The sequence below is a fragment of the Azospirillum sp. UENF 312511 genome, from assembly GCF_058780635.1.
Window position 1 is genome coordinate 2,411,715 of the sequence record NZ_JBSNCG010000003.1, and the last position, 18,835, is coordinate 2,430,549.

At 67.8% G+C, this 18,835-nt stretch carries 19 protein-coding genes; 14 read left to right on the top strand and 5 right to left on the bottom strand.

The window, feature by feature from the left end:
* The first annotated feature begins 147 nt into the window (after nt 1-147).
* From flgB to ACWPN7_RS22855, 7 genes are read left to right on the top strand one after another with little or no spacing between them, the layout of a single operon-like run.
* Nucleotides 148-552, top strand: a complete 405-nt coding sequence (gene flgB, locus ACWPN7_RS22825) for a flagellar basal body rod protein FlgB (protein WP_035674977.1) — start codon at nt 148-150, stop codon at nt 550-552.
* Between the two features lie 57 nt (nt 553-609).
* Nucleotides 610-1,020, top strand: coding sequence for a flagellar basal body rod protein FlgC (flgC, locus tag ACWPN7_RS22830; protein ID WP_035674975.1), 411 nt, complete (start codon nt 610-612; stop codon nt 1,018-1,020).
* Nucleotides 1,021-1,055: 35 nt separating this feature from the next.
* Nucleotides 1,056-1,355 carry a flagellar hook-basal body complex protein FliE gene (fliE, locus tag ACWPN7_RS22835; protein ID WP_014240969.1) on the top strand — a complete coding sequence of 100 codons (300 nt, stop codon included), beginning with the start codon at nt 1,056-1,058 and terminating at the stop codon, nt 1,353-1,355.
* A 46-nt stretch (nt 1,356-1,401) separates the two neighbouring features.
* Nucleotides 1,402-1,722, top strand: a complete 321-nt coding sequence (locus tag ACWPN7_RS22840; protein ID WP_035674973.1) for a flagellar biosynthetic protein FliQ — start codon at nt 1,402-1,404, stop codon at nt 1,720-1,722.
* Complete coding sequence (fliR, locus tag ACWPN7_RS22845) at nt 1,719-2,489, top strand: flagellar biosynthetic protein FliR (RefSeq protein ID WP_137103270.1); 771 nt, start codon at nt 1,719-1,721, stop codon at nt 2,487-2,489. Before ACWPN7_RS22840 ends, fliR begins: the two co-directional genes overlap by 4 nt.
* Before the next feature lie 15 nt (nt 2,490-2,504).
* The gene (gene flhB / locus ACWPN7_RS22850) at nt 2,505-3,581 is read left to right on the top strand and encodes a flagellar biosynthesis protein FlhB (RefSeq protein ID WP_456530553.1); all 1,077 of its coding nucleotides are present in this window, start codon (nt 2,505-2,507) and stop codon (nt 3,579-3,581) included.
* A 50-nt stretch (nt 3,582-3,631) separates the two neighbouring features.
* Nucleotides 3,632-6,157 carry a PAS domain S-box protein gene (locus tag ACWPN7_RS22855; protein ID WP_451992448.1) on the top strand — a complete coding sequence of 842 codons (2,526 nt, stop codon included), beginning with the start codon at nt 3,632-3,634 and terminating at the stop codon, nt 6,155-6,157.
* Between the two features lie 26 nt (nt 6,158-6,183).
* On the opposite strand, the gene ACWPN7_RS22860 is transcribed toward ACWPN7_RS22855, so the two are convergent.
* A complete protein-coding gene (locus ACWPN7_RS22860) occupies nt 6,184-6,687 on the bottom strand; it encodes a class I SAM-dependent methyltransferase (protein ID WP_038526899.1) in 504 nt (167 codons plus the stop codon).
* 224 nt (nt 6,688-6,911) lie between these two features.
* Between ACWPN7_RS22860 and recA the strand changes: the two genes are divergently transcribed.
* Nucleotides 6,912-7,991: a recombinase RecA gene (gene recA / locus ACWPN7_RS22865; RefSeq protein WP_014240962.1), complete on the top strand. Its 1,080-nt coding sequence runs from the start codon at nt 6,912-6,914 to the stop codon at nt 7,989-7,991.
* Between the two features lie 146 nt (nt 7,992-8,137).
* Here recA and ACWPN7_RS22870 read toward each other — a convergent pair whose 3' ends face one another.
* Entirely contained in the window at nt 8,138-8,290 is a 153-nt protein-coding gene (locus tag ACWPN7_RS22870; protein WP_160174797.1) for a hypothetical protein, read from the bottom strand.
* Between the two features lie 159 nt (nt 8,291-8,449).
* On the opposite strand from ACWPN7_RS22870, the gene alaS reads away from it, so the two are divergent.
* Nucleotides 8,450-11,119 (top strand): alanine--tRNA ligase, encoded by a 2,670-nt coding sequence (gene alaS, locus ACWPN7_RS22875; RefSeq protein ID WP_459196420.1) that lies wholly within the window; start codon nt 8,450-8,452, stop codon nt 11,117-11,119.
* Here alaS and ACWPN7_RS22880 read toward each other — a convergent pair.
* Nucleotides 11,116-11,514, bottom strand: coding sequence for an Mpo1-like protein (locus tag ACWPN7_RS22880; protein WP_459196421.1), 399 nt, complete (start codon nt 11,512-11,514; stop codon nt 11,116-11,118). The two genes, alaS and ACWPN7_RS22880, sit on opposite strands and share 4 nt — an antisense overlap.
* 116 nt (nt 11,515-11,630) lie before the next feature.
* Between ACWPN7_RS22880 and ACWPN7_RS22885 the strand changes: the two genes are divergently transcribed.
* The 4 genes from ACWPN7_RS22885 to ACWPN7_RS22900 all read left to right on the top strand — a co-directional run bounded on the left by ACWPN7_RS22885 (nt 11,631) and on the right by ACWPN7_RS22900 (nt 14,843).
* Nucleotides 11,631-12,476, top strand: coding sequence for an AAA family ATPase (locus tag ACWPN7_RS22885; protein WP_492273449.1), 846 nt, complete (start codon nt 11,631-11,633; stop codon nt 12,474-12,476).
* A gap of 356 nt (nt 12,477-12,832) precedes the next feature.
* Nucleotides 12,833-13,798, top strand: a complete 966-nt coding sequence (locus tag ACWPN7_RS22890; protein WP_459196433.1) for a pyridoxal-phosphate dependent enzyme — start codon at nt 12,833-12,835, stop codon at nt 13,796-13,798.
* A 100-nt stretch (nt 13,799-13,898) separates the two neighbouring features.
* A complete protein-coding gene (locus tag ACWPN7_RS22895; protein ID WP_349618688.1) occupies nt 13,899-14,249 on the top strand; it encodes a hypothetical protein in 351 nt (116 codons plus the stop codon).
* A gap of 99 nt (nt 14,250-14,348) precedes the next feature.
* Nucleotides 14,349-14,843 carry a DUF6803 family protein gene (locus ACWPN7_RS22900; protein ID WP_459196434.1) on the top strand — a complete coding sequence of 165 codons (495 nt, stop codon included), beginning with the start codon at nt 14,349-14,351 and terminating at the stop codon, nt 14,841-14,843.
* A gap of 157 nt (nt 14,844-15,000) precedes the next feature.
* Here ACWPN7_RS22900 and ccoG read toward each other — a convergent pair whose 3' ends face one another.
* Both ccoG and ACWPN7_RS22910 read right to left on the bottom strand, forming a co-directional pair.
* Complete coding sequence (gene ccoG, locus ACWPN7_RS22905; protein ID WP_459196435.1) at nt 15,001-16,476, bottom strand: cytochrome c oxidase accessory protein CcoG; 1,476 nt, start codon at nt 16,474-16,476, stop codon at nt 15,001-15,003.
* 108 nt (nt 16,477-16,584) lie between these two features.
* The gene (locus tag ACWPN7_RS22910) at nt 16,585-17,136 is read right to left on the bottom strand and encodes an HD domain-containing protein (protein ID WP_137103261.1); all 552 of its coding nucleotides are present in this window, start codon (nt 17,134-17,136) and stop codon (nt 16,585-16,587) included.
* Between the two features lie 67 nt (nt 17,137-17,203).
* On the opposite strand from ACWPN7_RS22910, the gene ACWPN7_RS22915 reads away from it, so the two are divergent.
* The gene (locus ACWPN7_RS22915) at nt 17,204-18,397 is read left to right on the top strand and encodes a vWA domain-containing protein (protein WP_349618686.1); all 1,194 of its coding nucleotides are present in this window, start codon (nt 17,204-17,206) and stop codon (nt 18,395-18,397) included.
* The last annotated feature ends 438 nt before the right edge of the window (nt 18,398-18,835 follow it).

Below are 18,835 nucleotides of genomic sequence, written 5' to 3' on the forward strand. Positions count from 1 at the left end.
GCAGGAAAGGGCGGAGCGATGCCGCGGGTGGGATTCACCTTTGATTAACTGAAACGGCGGAAGATCGGAATGCTGTGATGCATCCCGCCCGCCCTGGTGCGCGCCTTCGCGCGTCCGGGCGGCAGGCCCTCAGACCGGAACCCGGCGATGAATCTCGAAAACCTCGGCCTCTTCAAGCTGATGTCGCGCAAGATGGGCTGGCTGACCGAACGCCAGAACGTGATCGCGGCGAACATCGCGAACGCCGACACGCCGGATTACAAGGGCCGGGACCTGAAGCCCTTCACCTTCCGCGACGCCCTGTCCGACAGCCGGCGCCTCCAGCCCGCCGCGACCAACGCCTCGCACCTCCAGGGGACGCGCGGCACCGGCGGACTGAACCAGGAACAGCGCCAGCGCAACCCCTACGAGACGGCGCCGGACGGCAACAACGTGGTCCTGGAAGAGCAGATGCTGAAGCAGGGCCAGACCGGCATGGACTACCAGACGATCACGAACCTCTACAAGAAGCAGGTCAACCTGATCCGCTCCTCCATCCGCAGCGGCGGTTGAGGAACGGCGGCGTTCAGGCGGGGTTCGGGGCGCCAAGCTCGGAGAAGGGGGCGGAACATGGATCTCTACACGTCGATGGCGGTGTCCGCGTCCGGTATGAAGGCGCAGGGCACGCGTCTGAAGACCATCGCGGAAAATCTGGCCAACGCCAACACCACGGCGGAAACGCCGGGCGATCTGCCCTATCGGCGCAAGGTCGTGATGTTCCAGAACGCCCTGGACCGCCAGATGGGGGTCGATCTCGTCCGCGTCGCCAAGATCGACGTGGACAAGAAGGACTTCGAGCGGCGCTACGACCCTTCGCACCCCTCCGCGGACGCCGACGGCTACGTGCTGCTGCCCAACGTCAATTCGGTGGTCGAGGCGATGGACATGCGCGAGGCGCAGCGTTCCTACGAGGCCAACCTGTCGGCGGTGGACAGTGCCCGCCAGATGCTGATGCGCACCATCGACATCCTCCGCACCTGACGCGGCGACGCTTTTAAAGGAAGGACATCCGTCCCATGGTCAACCCGATCAACGCCGCCGCGGCCTACGCGAACACCGCCGCCTCCACGACCGGGCCGGGCATGGCGCCGCGCAACGGCGTCAGCTTCGGTGACGTGCTGGAGCAGACCGCCAAGGAGGTCATCGGCGACCTCAAGCAGGGCGAGACGATGACCGCCAAGGCCGCCGTCGGGCAGGCCGACCTGACCGACGTGGTCCAGGCCGTCACCAACGCCGAGGTGACGCTGCAGACCGTCACCGCCGTGCGCGACAAGGTTCTGTCGGCCTATCAGGAAATCCTGCGCATGCCGATCTGACGGCGGCTTGCGGAGTCCTGAAAAGAAGCGCCCCGAGCGAAGCATCATGAGCGAAACCGACGTCATCGAGATCTGCCGCACCTCCATCGTCACGCTGGTGTTCGTGGTGGCGCCGGTGCTGGTCGCCATGATGGTGGTCGGCACGGTCATCTCGGTGTTTCAGGCGGTCACCCAGATCAGCGAGCAGACCTTGGCCATGGTGCCGAAGGTGCTGCTGGTCTTCGGCCTGTCGATTCTGCTGATGCCCTTCATGCTGGGCGAGTTGCGCTCCTTCTTCGAGCATGAGGTCGCCGACCGCATCGTCGCCATCGGCACCGGCGTGAACACGGTCCCCAACGCCGGAAACCTGCCCGGCGGCGGCGGATGAACCTGCTTCAGCAGTTTCTGGGCGACCAGATCTTCGTCTGGTTGCTGGTCTTTGCGCGCGTCGGGACGGCCTTCAGCATCATGCCGACCATCGGCGACGCCTTCGTCTCCGCCCGCACGCGCCTTCTCTTTTCCGTCGCGGTCAGCGTTCTGGTGGCACCGGTGCTGGGCGACCGCATGCCGCCGATGCCCGACAACATCTTCCGCCTGTTCGTCCTGATCGCCGGAGAGGTGACCGTCGGCATCTTCATGGGCACCGTCGCGCGCCTGCTGATGGGTGCCCTGGAGGTGGCCGGAACGATCATCGCGCTGCAGTCCGGCCTGTCGAACGCCCAGATGTTCAACCCGGCCATGGCGTCGCAGGGATCGCTGCCCGGCGCCCTGCTGGGGTGGCTGGGCCTGCTGCTGATCTTCATCACCAACCTGCACCATCTGCTGATCATGGCGGTGGTGGACAGCTATTCGACCTTCGCGCCGGGGGCGGCGATCCCCATCGACGACATGGCGAACGTGGTCGGGCAGCTGGTCGGCAAGTCCTTCGTGCTGGGCGTTCAGATGGCGGCGCCGTTCCTGATCTCGGGCATGCTGTTCGCGTTGGCGCTGGGTCTGCTGAACAAGCTGGCGCCGCAGATCCAAGTGTTCTTCCTGTTCACCTCGCTCCAGGTCGCGCTCGGGCTGTTCATGTTCGCTCTGACGCTGGCGGCGATGATGATGTTCTGGCTGACCCATTTCGAGGCTGCCTTCGTCGATTTCCTGAGACCGGGCTGAGCGGGGAGAGAGCCGGTGTCCGAAGACGCGGATGAATCATCCAAAACAGAAGACCCTACGCAAAAGAAGCTCGACGAGGCCCACAAGCAGGGCCAGTACGCGATGACGCAGGAAATCGGCAATTGGCTGATGATCGCCGCGGCGCTGGTGATCCTGATCACGATCCTGCCCGGAACGCTGAAGGGCATGGTGCCCCGCCTGAACTTCTTCTTCGAGAACCTGGACCAGATTCCCATGGACCAGGGTGGGGTCGGCGCGGTCTTGATGCGGGTGATGAAGGACATCCTGTGGGCGCTGTGGCTGCCCATCCTGTTCCTGCTGTTCGCCGGGGTGATCGGCACCATCGGGCAGAAGGGCTTCAACGTCTCCTGGGAGCTGATCGCGCCGAAATTCAGCAAGCTGAATCCGATCTCCGGCGTCGCCAACCTGTTCAGCGCCCAAAAGGGCGTCGATCTGCTGAAGAGCTTGGCCAAGGTCGCGGTGGTCGGCGTCGTCGCCTACATCGCGCTCCAGCCGATGATGCTCACCATCGGGCATTTCATCGGCATCGACATGATGCTGCTGCTCCGCGAGATGGACGGCCTGACCTTCCGGCTGCTGGCCGGTGTTCTGGCCATCCTGACTCTGATCGCCGGGGCCGACCTGTTCTGGCAGCGCCACAGCTTCGACAAGAAGATGCGCATGACCAAGCAGGAGGTGAAGGACGAGCACAAGCAGGCCGAAGGCGACCCGCATGTGAAGGGCCGCATCCGCCAGTTGCGGTTCGAGCGGGCGCGCAAGCGCATGATGGCGGCGGTGCCCGGCGCCGACGTGGTGGTGACCAACCCGACCCACTTCGCCGTCGCGCTGAAATACGACTCCTCCACCATGGGTGCCCCGATGGTGGTGGCGAAGGGCGCCGACGCCGTCGCCTTCAAGATCCGCGAGATCGCCGAGGAGAACGGCGTGCCGGTGATGGAGAATCCGCCCCTCGCCCGTGCGCTCTATGCCGCATGCGATATCGACGAGGAGGTTCCGTCCGAGCACTATCGCGCGGTGGCGGAAGTCATTACCTATGTCTTCAAGCTGAAAGGACGCGCGGTGCGGAACTGAGGACCGTTCCCGGACCTTTCCTTGCGGCGAACGGCTGACCTGGAGTTCCGGTGGACGACACGACCTCTTCCTTTGCCGACAGCGCTCCCGCCGGACGGCGCACCGATGGTGTCGCGGGGGTGGGGGAGCGGCCCGGCGGCGCCGTCGCCACCGGCGTTCTGGCGGTCCTTCTTCTGGCCGGGCTGGTCGCGGCGGGGGCCGGGGTGGTTCTGGACCGCGATCCTGTGGCCTGGGCCGGCCTGACCACCGCGGGCGCGGGAGCCTTGGCCCTGGCGATCCGCATGGTCCGCGCGCGGCGGCGGGTGGCCCGCGTCGGCTCCCTGCTGGGCAGCGCGCTGGAAGGGCTTCCCTCCGGCCAGCTCGTCTGCGACGGCGCCGGGCATGTGGTCTTCGTCAACAGCACCTTCCGCTCGCTGACCGGCTGGAGCGAGGGAGAACCGCCGCTGCGCGCCCTGGAGCGCCAGTTCGCCGACGATCCGGACAGCGCCGACGCCTTCCGCCGCCTGTGCGAGCGGGTGAAGGGCGGCTATTCCGGGTCCATCGAGCTGGCGGTCCGCCAGCAGGGGCGCGCCGCCGAATGGCGCCGCATCCAGGGCCAGCCCATCGACGGGCACGCCGGGGCGGTGATGTGGCGCGTCGAGGACATCACCGCGCGGCGCGAGCTGGAGCAGGTGACCCGGCGCGAGCAGACCCAGCTCGTCGATTTCATGGACCACGCACCGATCGGCTTCTTCTCGGTGGACCAGGACGGGCACTTCCAGTTCGTCAACGCGACCCTGGCGAAGTGGCTGGGCTGCGCGCCGGAGGATCTGGTCGAGGGCGGGCGCCGCCTTCACGATGTGCTGGCCCATCCGCCCGCCGTGTCCGCTCCCTACGACCTCCTGGAGGGCGGCGGGCTGGAGCAGCGCGGCGAGATCGCCATGGACGGGCTCCAGGGCCGCCGCTTCCAGGCCTATGTCGCGCAGAGCGTGGTGAGGGGCGAGGACGGGCGGATTTCGCACACCCGCTCCGTCGTGCGCGACCTGACGCCGGAGCGCGAGTGGCAGGAGGCCCTGCGCCTGTCCGAGCAGCGCTTCCAGCGCTTCTTTGAGGACGCGCCCATCGGCATCGCCCTGGTGGATGAGGTTGGGCGGCTGGCCGAGTGCAACCAGGCCTTCCTGGCACTGATCGGCAGCGAGGCCGGCAACGTCCTCGGGCGGGGCATGGCCGACCTGATCGTCCCGGCGGAGCGCGCCATGGTGACCGAGCGGCTGACTGCCGTGCAGGGTGGCGCCGACCCCGCGGCCCCGCTGGAGGTGAGGTTGACCGGCGGGCGCGAGCTGGTGGCCCAGCTCTACGCGCGGCGGCTCGGCGGGGTGGGGCCGGAAGGGGCGGCGGGGCTGATCCTGCATTTCATCGACATGACCGAGCGCAAGGGGCTGGAGGCCCAGTTCGCCCAGTCGCAGAAGATGCAGGCGGTCGGCCAGCTGGCCGGCGGCGTCGCCCATGACTTCAACAACCTGCTGACCGCGATGATCGGCTTCTGCGATCTGCTGCTGCTGCGGCACAAGCCGGGCGACCAGTCCTTCAGCGACATCATGCAGATCAAGCAGAACGCCAACCGCGCGGCCAATCTCGTGCGCCAGCTTCTGGCCTTTTCGCGCCAGCAGACGCTGCAGCCGCGCATTCTCAGCGTGACCGACGTCCTGGCCGAGCTTGGCAATCTGATGCGCCGGCTGATCGGCGAGAACATCGAACTGAAGATGCTCCACGGCCGGGACATCGGCTATGTGAAGGTCGACCAGAACCAGCTGGAGCAGGTCATCATCAACCTCGTGGTCAATGCGCGCGACGCCATGGCCGGGGGCGGACGGCTGACCATCGTCACCTCCAACCATGTGGTCGAGCAGGCGCAGCGCCGCGAGCACGAGACGATTCCGTCCGGCGAGTATGTGTCCATCGAGGTGATCGACACCGGCTGCGGCATCCCCAAGGAGAATCTCCAGCGCATCTTCGAGCCCTTCTTCACGACCAAGGGCGTGGGGTCGGGCACCGGGCTGGGGCTGTCCACCGTCTATGGCATCGTCCGCCAGACCGGCGGCTTCGTGCTGGTCGAGTCGGAGAAGGGGGAGGGGACGACCTTCACCATCCTGTTGCCCCGCCACAAGGGCGAGGCCCGCCCCGACCAGGGCGAGCCGCGCGAGCGGCGCGGCAGCGACCTGACCGGCTCCGGCACCATCATGCTGGTCGAGGACGAGGACGCCGTGCGCGTCTTCTCCGCCCGTGCGTTGCGCAACAAGGGCTATCAGGTGCTGGAGGCCAAGAACGGCGAGGCGGCGCTGCAGCAGATCAACACGGACGGCAACCGCATCGATCTGCTGATCACCGACGTGGTGATGCCGCAGATGGACGGCCCGACCCTGGCCCGCCATGTCCGGCAGATGCGGCCTGACATGCGGGTGATCTTCATCTCCGGCTACGCCGAGGACCGTCTGGGCGAGATCGACGGGGTCGAGGTCGCCCACTTCCTGCCCAAGCCCTTCTCCCTGAAGCAGTTGGCCTCCAAGGTGAAGGAGGTCATCCGGGACGGGAAGTGACGCGGTGGGCAGAATAGGGCGGGGCCTTATCCGACCCGCCAGCCGTGATAGGTCCAGCGGTCCGTTCCCGGCACGTCGACCGGCTCCCACCCGCGGCGACCGGCGCCGATCGGGCGGTCCGACAGGACCAGCGCGCCCGGCGCCAAGAAAGGTTCGACCAGGCCGCCGATCCACTGGCGGATGCCGTCCTCGTCGTCCTCCCGCTCGCAGCCGATGTCGGCGTGGGCCAGCCGCACGCTGCCGCGGAAGCGCTCCGCGGCGGCGGGCAGCGCGTCCCGGAAATCGCCGAGGAACAGCCGGTCCTCGTCCGGGCGCAGGGAGGCGGGAACGCGCGCCCACATGTCGAAGACCAGGATGTCGCGCGGCGGGAACAGGCTGCGCAGATGGTCGTAGGTGCGGCCCTTCCCCAGACCGATCTCCATCACCAAACCGGGCGTTCCCGCGACGCAGCCGGCGGCCCAGCCGAGCGCGACGCGCTGGGTGGTGAGGCGGTCGATCATGCGGTCGAGCGTGGAGTGGACGGTCGCCATGCGTGGCTTTCCGGGGTGTCGTTGGAGGGGCATCTCCTCTTGAACGCAGCCGCTGGAATTCCGTTGCACGGCGCCGGATCGTTACTAACTTGTGATGAGAACATTCGCGGAACTTAGAGCTTTGCGCAGGGGAACAAAGCTGGTACATTCCCTCTCACCGAATGACCGTTGGTGAGATCGTTGGCCCTGGGGCCGCGGATGTGATCTAACAAGGGGAGACGGGCATGTCGTCCGCACAGCTTCGTTTGGTCGAGAAGGATTCCATGGATAAGCAGAAGGCCCTGGATGCCGCTCTGGCGCAGATCGAGCGCGCCTTTGGCAAGGGCTCGATCATGAAGCTCGGCGCCCGCGAGAACACGGTCGAGACGGAGGTCGTTTCCACCGGCTCGCTCGGCCTCGACATCGCGCTGGGCATCGGCGGCCTGCCGCGCGGCCGCATCATCGAGATTTACGGGCCGGAAAGCTCGGGCAAGACGACGCTGGCGCTGCACGCCATCGCCCAGGCCCAGAAGGGCGGCGGCACCTGCGCCTTCGTGGACGCGGAGCACGCCCTGGACCCGTCCTATGCCCGCAAGCTGGGCGTCAACGTGGACGAGCTGCTGATCTCCCAGCCCGACGCCGGTGAGCAGGCGCTGGAGATCGCCGACACGCTGGTGCGCTCCGGCGCCGTCGACGTGCTGGTGGTCGACTCGGTGGCGGCATTGGTGCCGCGCGCCGAGCTGGAAGGCGAGATGGGCGACAGCCACGTCGGCCTGCACGCCCGCCTGATGAGCCAGGCGCTGCGCAAGCTGACCGGCTCCATCGCCAAGTCGAACTGCCTGGTGATCTTCATCAACCAGATCCGCCTGAAGATCGGCGTGATGTTCGGCAACCCGGAGACGACGACCGGCGGCAACGCGCTGAAGTTCTACGCCTCCGTCCGTCTGGACATCCGCCGCATCGGCGCGATCAAGGACCGGGAGACGGTGGTGGGCAACCAGACCCGCGTGAAGGTGGTGAAGAACAAGATGGCCCCGCCGTTCCGCGTGGTCGAGTTCGACATCATGTACGGCGAGGGCGTGTCGAAGGTGGGCGAACTTCTCGACCTCGGCATCCAGGCCGGCGTGGTGGAGAAGTCGGGCGCGTGGTTCAGCTACGACGGCACCCGCATCGGCCAGGGCCGCGAGAACGCCAAGAACTACCTGCGCAACAACCCGGCCACGGCCGACGCCATCGAGGCGAAGATCCGCGGCAACGCCGGTCTCGTCGCCGACGCCATGATGGGCACCCCGGAGGCCGACGGCGAGGCCGCCACGCCGGAGTGATCCCGGGCGGCAAGCCGGTTTCTGTGTGTGAAAGCCCCTCTCCGGTCCGCCGGGGAGGGGCTTTCGCCGTCTTGCCGGACGGCTGGAAAGACCTTACATTCAGGCTGGGCGGACGGGTGCTGCTACACCCGCCCGCCGGCCCGGTCCTAGCGGTTCAGGATCTCAAGCAGCAGCTTGAGCGCCCGCAACAGCAGGATCAGGAGTTCGAGGATTTTCCGCATCCTCTCATCTCCTTGTGAGCGCCTCATTGAGATTGGACGGGCGGTGGCGATCCACCGCCCGTCCGCGCTGACGATCATGCAAATGTGGCGCTCCGTCCACGCGGCCTGTCGCCGCGCGGGTGCCCGTCGCGGGCACTCTGTGGACAGCCACCGCAAGTCACGTTAAAAGCACGGTTCGGCCGCGAACAAGGCCGCGCCGCCGATTGTAGCCGACCGTAGCCGGAGCCTGGACAGCTTATGAAGACCGCCAACGACATCCGCCGCACGTTCCTGGACTTTTTCGCGAAGAACGGCCACCAGATCGTGGAGTCGTCGCCGCTGGTTCCGCGCAACGACCCGACGCTGATGTTCACGAACGCCGGCATGGTGCAGTTCAAGAACGTCTTCACCGGGGCGGAGCAGCGGCCTTATTCGCGCGCGACCACCTCGCAGAAGTGCGTGCGCGCGGGCGGCAAGCACAACGACCTGGACAATGTCGGCTACACGGCGCGGCACCACACCTTCTTCGAGATGCTGGGCAACTTCTCGTTCGGCGACTATTTCAAGGACGACGCGATCGCCTTCGCCTGGAACCTTGTGACGAAGGAGTTCGGGCTGCCGGCGGACAAGCTGCTGGTCACCGTCCACAGCTCCGACGAGGACGCGGCGGGCATCTGGCGCAAGGTCGCCGGCCTGTCGGACGACCGCATCATCCGCATCCCGACCGACGACAATTTCTGGCGCATGGGCGACACCGGCCCCTGCGGTCCCTGCTCGGAGATCTTCTTCGACCACGGCCCGCACATCGCCGGCGGTCCTCCGGGCTCGCCCGACCAGGACGGCGACCGCTTCATCGAGATCTGGAACCTCGTGTTCATGCAGTATGAGCAGCGCGGTCCCGACGACCTGATCGCCCTGCCGAAGCCGTCGATCGACACCGGCATGGGGCTGGAGCGTCTGGCCGCCGTGCTCCAGGGCAAGCACGACAACTACGACATCGACCTGATGCGGGCGCTGATCGTGGCCTCCGCCGAGGCGACGAAGACCGCGCCGGACGGCGCGCACGCCGTCTCGCACCGCGTCATCGCCGACCATCTGCGCTCCTGCTGCTTCCTGATCGCCGACGGCGTTCTGCCGTCGAACGAGGGCCGCGGCTATGTGCTGCGCCGCATCATGCGCCGCGCCATGCGCCACGCCCACATGATCGGCGCGCGCGAGCCGCTGATGCACCGCCTCGTCCCGGCGCTGATCCAGCAGATGGGCGACGCCTATCCGGAGCTGAACCGCGCCCGCGCCCTGATCGTCGAGACGCTGAAGCTGGAGGAGACCCGCTTCAAGCAGACGCTGGAGCGCGGCCTGCGTCTGCTGGAGGACGAGGTCGCCCGCCTGGGCGAAGGGCAGCCGCTGCCCGGCGACGTCGCCTTCAAGCTGTACGACACCTACGGCTTCCCGCTCGACCTGACCCAGGACGTGCTGCGCACCCAGGGCCGCCCGGTCGACGAGAGCGGCTTCAAGGCCGCCATGGACGAGCAGCGCCGCAAGGCCCGCGAATCCTGGGCCGGCTCGGGCGAGGCGACGACCGAGAAGCTGTGGTACGAGCTGAAGGACGAGCTGGGCGCCACGGAGTTCTTCGGCTACGACACCGAGGTCGCCGAGGGCAAAGTGACCGCCATCGTCAAGGGCGACGCCCGCGTCGAGCAGGCCGCCGCCGGGGACGAGGTGCTGGTCATCGTGAACCAGACGCCCTTCTACGGTGAATCGGGCGGTCAGGTCGGCGATGCCGGCGTGATCTTCTCCGCCGAGGGCACCGAGGTCGCCGTCTCCGACACCCAGAAGAAGCTGGGCGCCGTCTGGGCCCATGTCGGCACGGTCACCAAGGGCACGCTGAAGGTCGGCGACGTGGTGGAACTGCGCGTGGACACGGAGCGCCGCTCGGCCATCCGCGCCAACCACTCGGCCACCCACCTGCTGCACGAGGCGCTGCGCCGCCGCCTGGGCGAGCATGTCACCCAGAAGGGCTCGCTGGTCGCCCAGGAGCGCCTGCGCTTCGACATCAGCCAGCCGGTCGGCCTGACCCCGGCGGACATCGCCGCGGTCGAGGACGAGGTGAACCGCCGCATCCTCGGCAACAGCGAGGTCGTCACCCGTCTGATGTCCCCGGACGAGGCCCGCGCGTCCGGCGCCATGGCCCTGTTCGGCGAGAAGTATGGCGACGAGGTGCGCGTCGTCTCCATGGGTGGCCCGCACGGCGAGCTGGACCGTGACTACTCGATCGAGCTGTGCGGCGGCACCCACGTCCGCCGCACCGGCGACATCGGCCTGTTCACGATCGTCGCCGAGGGCGCCGTCGCCGCCGGCGTGCGCCGCATCGAGGCGCTGACCGGCACCGGCGCCAAGGCTTGGCTGTCGGAACGCGATCATCTGCTGACCGAGGCCGCGTCCGTCCTGAAGGTCCGTCCGGAGGACGTCCCCTCGCGCCTCGCCGCTCTGGTGGACGAGCGCAGGAAGATGGAGCGCGAGCTGGCCGAACTCCGTCGTCAAGTCGCCATGGGCGGTGGTGCGAAGGCGGACGGCGGCAACGAGGCCAAGGACATCGCGGGCGTGAAGTTCGCCGCCCGCGTGGTCGAGGGCCTGCCGGCCAAGGACCTGAAGCCGATGGCCGACGAGCTGAAGAAGCAGGTCGGTTCCGGCGTCGTCGTTCTGATCGCATCGAACGAGGGCAAGGCGTCCATCGTCGTCGGCGTCACCGACGATCTGACCGGCAAGATCAGCGCCGTCGATCTGGTGCGCGTCGGTGCGGAGGCTCTGGGCGGAAAGGGCGGCGGCGGCCGTCCGGACATGGCCCAGGCCGGCGGTCCGGACGTCGCGCTGGCGCCCGCCGCCGTCGAGGCCATTGAGAAGGCGCTGGCGGCGAAAGCCGCTTCTTAACCGGGCCGCTCCTCCGAGCGCACCGGCTCCAACGCGGGTGCGCTCGGCGGGTGCCGGCGAATGACGAGGCCGGGGCGGTCAGGAATGCCGTAGCGCCGGTATTCCCGCGCCAGCTGTCCGGTCAGGGCCAGCCCGGCCATGCGGATGTCCGCGGCCAGCGAGGCCAGCGGCGCGTCCAGCGTCTTGGGCCGATTGCGCTCCACCAGGAAATGGCCCAGCCACGCCGCGCCGTAGCCGACCAGCGGCGCCGCCACGAGCGCCCGCCAGTCGCGGCGTGCCAGTCCCACTCCAAGCAGGGCTGCCGCCGACAGCGTGCCGGCGACGTGCAGCGCGCGGTTCGTCGGGTCGCGGTGCTGTTCCAGATAATCGGGCCAGAAATTGGGATCGGTCGCCATGGCGGACTCCTTCCGCGGGGGAACGCCGGGCGGCCCGCGGCGGTTCCGTCTTGCATGACGCCCGCCGTGCTGGAAGGATGCGCGGGTCAACGAACGATACCGCGGAACCGACTGGCATGCGCTTCACCGGCACCGACTCCTACGTCGCCACCGACGACCTGATGGTGGCCGTCAACGCGGCCATCACGCTTGAGCGCCCGCTGCTGGTGAAGGGGGAGCCGGGCACCGGCAAGACCGTGCTGGCCCAGGAGGTCGCCCGCGCCCTGAACAAGCCGCTGCTCGCCTGGCACATCAAGTCCACGACCAAGGCGCAGCAGGGCCTCTACGAGTACGACGCGGTCAGCCGCCTGCGCGACAGCCAGCTCGGCGAGGAGCGGGTGCACGACATCGGCAACTACATCGTGCGCGGCAAGCTGTGGGAGGCGTTCGAGGCGCCGGAGCCCCCCGTGCTGCTGATCGACGAGATCGACAAGGCCGACATCGAGTTTCCCAACGACCTGCTGCTCGAACTCGATCGCATGGAGTTCCACGTCTACGAGACGCGGCAGACGGTCAAGGCGGCCCGGCGCCCCCTGGTCATCATCACCTCCAACAACGAGAAGGAACTGCCGGACGCCTTCCTGCGCCGCTGCTTCTTCCACTACATCCGCTTCCCCGACCGCGACACCATGGAGCGGATCGTGGACGTTCATTACCCCGGCCTGAAGCAGGACCTGCTGCGCGAGGCGATGGCGCTGTTCTACAGCCTGCGCGAAGTGCCCGGCCTCAAGAAGAAGCCCTCCACCTCGGAGCTTCTCGACTGGATCAAGCTGCTGATGGTCGAGGACGTGGACCCCGAGACCCTGCGCGCCAAGGACGCCCGCAGCCTGATCCCGCCGCTGTGCGGCGCGCTCCTGAAGAACGAGCAGGACGTGCACCTGCTGGAACGGCTGGCTTTTCTCGCCAAGCGGGAAGGGCGCTAGGAAGCGCTTGACCGCGGCCGCCCTTCTGGGGCAGCCTGAACCCATGCAATCGACCCCGCACCTGAACCGAATGCGAATTACCGCCCCGGCGCTCTGACAGAGGGCGCCGGACCGCGAGCGTTCGTTTTCGCAATCTGGTGTGGAGTGTGGCGTGTCCGTGCGCCCTGGGTCTTCCGGAACCCGCAATCCGGTTCATCACCATCCCCTGACCCGTTGCTTCACGCGTGCGTTGCGCCATCCGGCGGACCGAATGCGGGGCTCTGCGCGAATTATCGTCCCGGTCCGCTGACGCTGGCCGGGTTTCGCGCCTTCCTTTTCCGCCCCCCGTTCGTTCCCTCCGCCCGAGGACCCCTGCGATGCCGTCCGCGCACGCCACCCGTCTGCCTGCCCCTACCAGCCACCGGAACACCGAAGACCGTTTGCCGTCCTGGCTCCCCCTCTCCGCCATCGAGGACGCCGCCGAGCGTCTGCACGGGCGGATCGTCCGAACGCCGCTGCTGCCCGCTCCGGTGCTGGGGCGTGACGTCTGGCTGAAGGCGGAGACCTTCCAGGCGACCGGCGCCTTCAAGGAGCGCGGTGCCCTGAACCGCCTCTTGCGCCTGACGGCGCTGGAGCGCGCGGCGGGCGTCGTCGCCATGTCGGCGGGCAACCACGCCGCCGGACTGGCGCTGCACGCCCAGCGGCTGGGCGTGGCGGCGACCATCGTCATGCCGGTCACCGCGCCGCGCTGCAAGGTGGAGCGGACCGAGGCGCTGGGTGCCGAGGTCGTGCTGTCCGGGGCTAATGTGGGGGAGGCGAAGTCCCGCGCGCTGCAACTGGCGGCGGAACGGCGGCTGACCTTCGTTCATCCCTACGACGACCCGGACGTGATCGCCGGGCAGGGCACGGTGGGGCTGGAGGTGCTGGCCGACCGCCCTGACGTTGGGACGCTGGTGGTGCCGGTGGGCGGCGGCGGCCTGCTGGCCGGGATGGCGGCGGCGGTGAAGGCGCGCAAACCCTCCGTCACCGTGGTCGGGGTGCGGCTGGCGCGCCGGCGGGGACCGACCTTGGCCGACGGGATCGCGGTGGACGCGCTGGGCAAGCTGCCGCAGGCCCTGCTGGCCGGCTTCGTGGACGCCCTGGTCGAGGTGGAGGAGGCGGAGGTCGCGGCGGCGATGCGGACCCTGCACGGCTCCTTCGGCATGGTGGCGGAAGGCGCGGGTGCCGCGGCGGTGGCGGCGCTGTTGGCCGGGAAGGTGCCGGCGGGGGGGCGGACCGTGGCCGTGCTGTCCGGCCGCAACGTGGATTCCGACACGCTGGTGCGGACGCTCGCCGCCGCTTGATCGACATCAAAGACCGCGGGGCCGGGACAGGCCCAGGATCATCCTGCGGGCGCACCGTCCGGAAGACGGTGGCCTTGCAGGCAAAAGGCCGGTTGTCCCCGTGGCTCGTCTGGTGTCCCTCCTCGCGCTTGTGGTTCTGGCCGTCGGGTTTCTCGGCGGTGCCGCGCCCATGCGCATGGCGGACCTCCCGACGCTCCACTGCGAGTCCACCACGGTGCAGGACGCCGTGGATTGCGACATCCACCACCCGACGGACAGCCCGGCTCCGGGAAAGACCCATGCACACGGCACCGCCGGGTGCCTCTGCCTGAGCGGAGCCTGTGACCTGACCGGTCTGCCGGCCCGGATCGGTGTGCCGTTCGGCCACCGCCTCGCGACCCTGCTTCCCGGCGCGGACGCCGAGCCCGCCGCCACCGCCCACGCGCCGCCGCTGCCACCGCCGCGCGCCTGACTCCCGCCGTTCCGTCGCCTTTTCCCCGACCTGCGGACGTGCCCGGTCTTACGCCGATCGCGGCACCGGCGCGCCCGCCGAACACGCGCGAGTCACCCCATGACCATGACCCACTACATGGAACTGCTGGCCGTCAACCAGCCCTGGAACCTGCTGATCTTCATGGCGGTCCCCGTCATCCTGGCCGAGACGGTGGCAATCAGCGAACTGTACCTGCTCTACACCCGCGACTATGACGGCCCGGTGCGGCGGCTGAACCGCTGGGCCGGCATCACCGTCGGCGTCTATTTCACGGGCGTCTTCGTCCATCTGATGCAGAACGCGGTCGTTCCGCTGACCGTATCCGGCGGCTGGCGCGGGCCGGCGGACGTGCTGGCGGTGGGCTTCTACCTCGCCGGCATCGTTCCGCTCGGCGGCATCGCGCTCCTGGACCTTGGGCTGATCGGCCGGGGCCGCGGCGAGCATGGCCGCATGGCGATCCACGCGGCCCTGGTCGGGCTGTTCCTGATCGTCGCCCACATCGCCATGATCTTCGGGATGCTGGACCCGACGCTCCTCACGGGTGCGGCGGCCGGCGGTCACAGCATGCATTGAGCGGATGCTGACAGTCCCTCTCCCGTCCCGGGAGAGGGAAGGGGCCCGCGCAAGGCGCGGGAAGGGTGAGGGTACTGCCGAGAATAACTGCCTCGATCCTCGTACGACCCTCACCCGGCCCTTCGGGCCACCCTCTCCCGGGACGAGAGAGGGGTTTCTAGGGCGCCATGAACACGCTGCGGTGCCGGCCGATCTCGCCGCTGGTCAGGTCACGGGCCACCACCGTCACGTCGGTGGATCCCGGCGTTGCGGCGCCCCGCGGCACGCGGACGAAGATGCGGTAGGTCGCCACCGAATCCGCTTCCGCGGCGAGCGTCAGCGAACTTCCCGACTGGGCGTCCACGCTGGCGACCGACAGGTCGGCGTTCGCCAAACCCTCCACCGACAGGCGGTAGGTCCGTGCTTCGTGGGTCTTGTTCAGAATCTTGATGGTGTAGGCGTTCTGCACGTCGCCGTTCGACTGCTGCACGTAGAGCGGGGCGCGGTCGCGCAGCACGCTGACGTCCAGCGTCGGGCGCAGCGCCAGGGAGATCGCCATGGCGCCGGCCACCACCAGGATGATGAGCGCGTAGATCACCGTGCGCGGGCGCAGCAGCCGCACTGGCGCGGCCTGACCGTCGGCCTTGGCGACCTGATTGGAGCGGTTGTCGAACAGGATCAGGTCGCCGGGGCGCCCGACCTGGGCCATCACGTCATTGCAGGCGTCCACGCACAGGCCGCAGCCGATGCAGGAGATCTGCTGGCCCTTGCGGATGTCGGTGCCGGTCGGGCAGACATGGACGCACAGCTTGCAATCGATGCAGTCGCCCAGCCCCTCCGCCGTCCGTTCCTCCCAGTTCTGCGACTTGCGCAGCGGCGCGCGCCCTTCGCCGCGCCAGTCCTGGTAGGTGACGACGTAGGTGTCCTCATCGACCATCGCCGCCTGGAAGCTGCGCCACGGGCAGACGTAGATGCAGATTTGCTCGCGCGCCCAGCCGGCGAAGAAATAGGTCGTGCTGGTGAACAGCCCGGCGAAGGCCAGGACTTTCCACGATACCTCGCCGGTCACGATCTCGCGCAGCAGGGTCGGGGCGTCGTTGAAGTAGAAGATCCAGGCGCCGCCGGTGACCAGGGAAATCACCAGCCAGATGGCGTGTTTCGACGCCTTCAGTCCCAGCTTGCGCGCCGACAGCGGCGCCTTGTCGAGCCGGATGCGCTCGGTGCGTGGGCCTTCCAACTTGCGCTCCACCCACATGAACAGGTCGGTCCAGACCGTCTGTGGGCAGGCGTAGCCGCACCAGATGCGGCCGAGCAGGGTGGTGGCGAAGAAGATGCCGAAGGCGCCGATGATGAGCAGGCCGGTCAGATAATAGACCTCCTGCGGCCAGATCTCGATCCAGAAGAAGTAGGCGCGCCGGCCCACCATATCGACCAGCACCGCCTGATCGGGAATGCCCGGCCCGCGATCCCAGCGCAGCCAGGGCGTGACGTAGTAGACGCCGAGCAGAACCGCCAGCGCCAGCCATTTCAGCCGGCGGAAGCGGCCATGGACGTCGGCGGCGTAAACCTTGGGGCGTTGCACGAACCAGCGCTCGCGCGGCTGGTCGGCATCATGGGAGTCCGGGGTTTGGGCGGCGGGGGAGGTGAGGGACATGGCGTGCGACCTTGCTTTGACGCGGCGGTCAACCTAGCCCCTCCTTTATAAGCCTTCCGTGATGTAGTCACACTGCGCTAAATCAGCCGCCGCGGCAGCGAAATGGGTCTAGACCGCTTCGCCGCGCAGTTCGGCCAGACCGTCCTCATAGGCGCGGTCGAACAGCGATTCCAGCCGCGCGTCGGTGCCGCGCAGGCCGGCGACGACCGCGTGCGCCCACTCGAAATACTCGACCTTGCGCTCCAGCGGCCAGTCGGCGGGCGGGCTGTGCGCCATGGAGCGCAGGTTGGACACCTTGTCGGCCAGCTTCACCAGCTTGGCGCGCGAGGAGGCGGTCGGGGCGGCGTCGATCTGCCGCTGCTTGCGCTCCGCCTTGCGCAGGCGCTTGTCGTCGGTGGTCTCGGCGACGACGCCGGCGACCTCCGCCCCGAAATGCTGCTCGATCTCCTCATAGGAGGCGTCGGTGTCCTCCAGCGTGTCGTGGAGCAGCGCGGCGATGACCACCACCGGGTCATTGCCCGCCGTCGCCTCGGCGCAGAGGAACGCCACCTCCGACAGGTGGTTGAGGTAGGGCTCGGCGCGCACGCCCTTGCGGCGCTGGTCGATGTGCTTGTGCGCGGCGAACTCCAGCGCGCGGGCGAAGTCGAGAAGGGCTGTCATGGCGTTCCTGGCGGGTCGGCGCTACGATGAGGGCGGATGGGGACGAAACCCCACGGGGGGAAGCGGCATGTTCACGGGATTCTTCTTCGAACTGCGCAAGGCGGGCGTGCCGGTCTCGCTGAACGAGTACCTGACGCTCATGGAGGCCATGAAGCGCGGCGTCGCCGACTTCCGCGTCGAAGACTTCTATTACCTCAGCCGGGCCTGTCTGGTGAAGGACGAGCGCAATCTCGACCGCTTCGACCGCGTGTTCGGGCAGGTCTTCAAGGGGCTGGAAGGTGCGGAGGGCGCCGGGGGCGACGAGATTCCCGTGGTCGACCTGCCGGAGGAATGGCTGCGCAAGCTCGCCGAACGCTTCCTGACCGACGAGGAGAAGGCGCAGATACAAGCCCTTGGCGGCTGGCAGAAACTCTTGGAGACGCTGGCGGAGCGGCTGGCCGAACAGAAGGGGCGGCACCAGGGCGGCTCCAAATGGATCGGCACCGCCGGAACCTCGCCCTTCGGCGCCTACGGCTACAACCCGGAGGGCGTGCGCATCGGCCAGAAGGAATCCCGGCACCGCCGCGCCGTGAAGGTGTGGGACAAGCGGGAATTCAAAAATCTGGATGATCAGGTCGAGATCGGCACGCGCAACATCAAGGTGGCGCTGCGCCGCCTGCGCAAGTTCGCCCGCACCGGGGCGGCCAGCGAGCTGGACCTGCCCGGAACCATCCGCGCCACCGCCAGCAACGCCGGCTGGCTGGACCTGAAGATGGTGCCGGAGCGGCACAACACAGTGAAGGTGCTGCTGTTCCTCGACATCGGCGGTTCGATGGACGACCACATCCGGCTGGTCGAGGAGCTGTTCTCCGCCGCGCGGGGCGAGTTCAAGCATCTGGAGCACTTCTACTTCCACAATTGCGTTTACGAGAGCGTGTGGCGCGACAACAAGCGCCGCCACGACGAGCGCACCTCGACCTGGGACGTGCTGCACACCTATCCCGCCGACTACAAGCTGGTCTTCGTCGGCGACGCGGCGATGAGCCCTTACGAGATCGCCTATGCCGGCGGCAGCGTCGAGCATTGGAACGAGGAGCCGGGGCAGGTCTGGCTGCAGCGGATGCTGTCCGTCTACAGCCGCGCCGTCTGGCTCAACCCCACGCCGGAATCGCGCTGGGGCTACACTGAGAGTACCCGCATGCTGCAGCGGCTTTTGGGCGGCCGCATGTACCCGCTGACCTTGCAGGGCCTGGACGCCGCGATGCGCGAGCTGGTGCGGTAACGCGCGGTCCAGCCACCGCCTTCGACGGTCGATTGCGTTTCGTGGAAACGGACGGCGTGAAGCCGCGTCCGCCGGCGCGATGCGTCACGCCTGTGACAGCTCTGTCGGGCAAAGCGCCGAAGGGCGCGTCAACAGTCCGCTCAAGATCAGTTTGCAATCTTTGGCTGAGATTGTGTTTTGCGGATGCGCGCCTTTATAATGGCCTGTTTCAGTAATTGAACGAATTTCTGGGCATTTGAAGAAACAAGAGGCCCGAGTCGCAGAGTTAAGTATCTGAACAATCCTCTAATCGGTATCTCTATACGATACAAATGCGGTCAGGCTTTCGTTTGTTTTAAACATTGATCGTCATTTTTGCGGCTTCCGGGCAACATTGCCTAGCAAACGGATATTGCAAATCATTCTACCTTGAATGCATACGATTGCATTCATGAACAT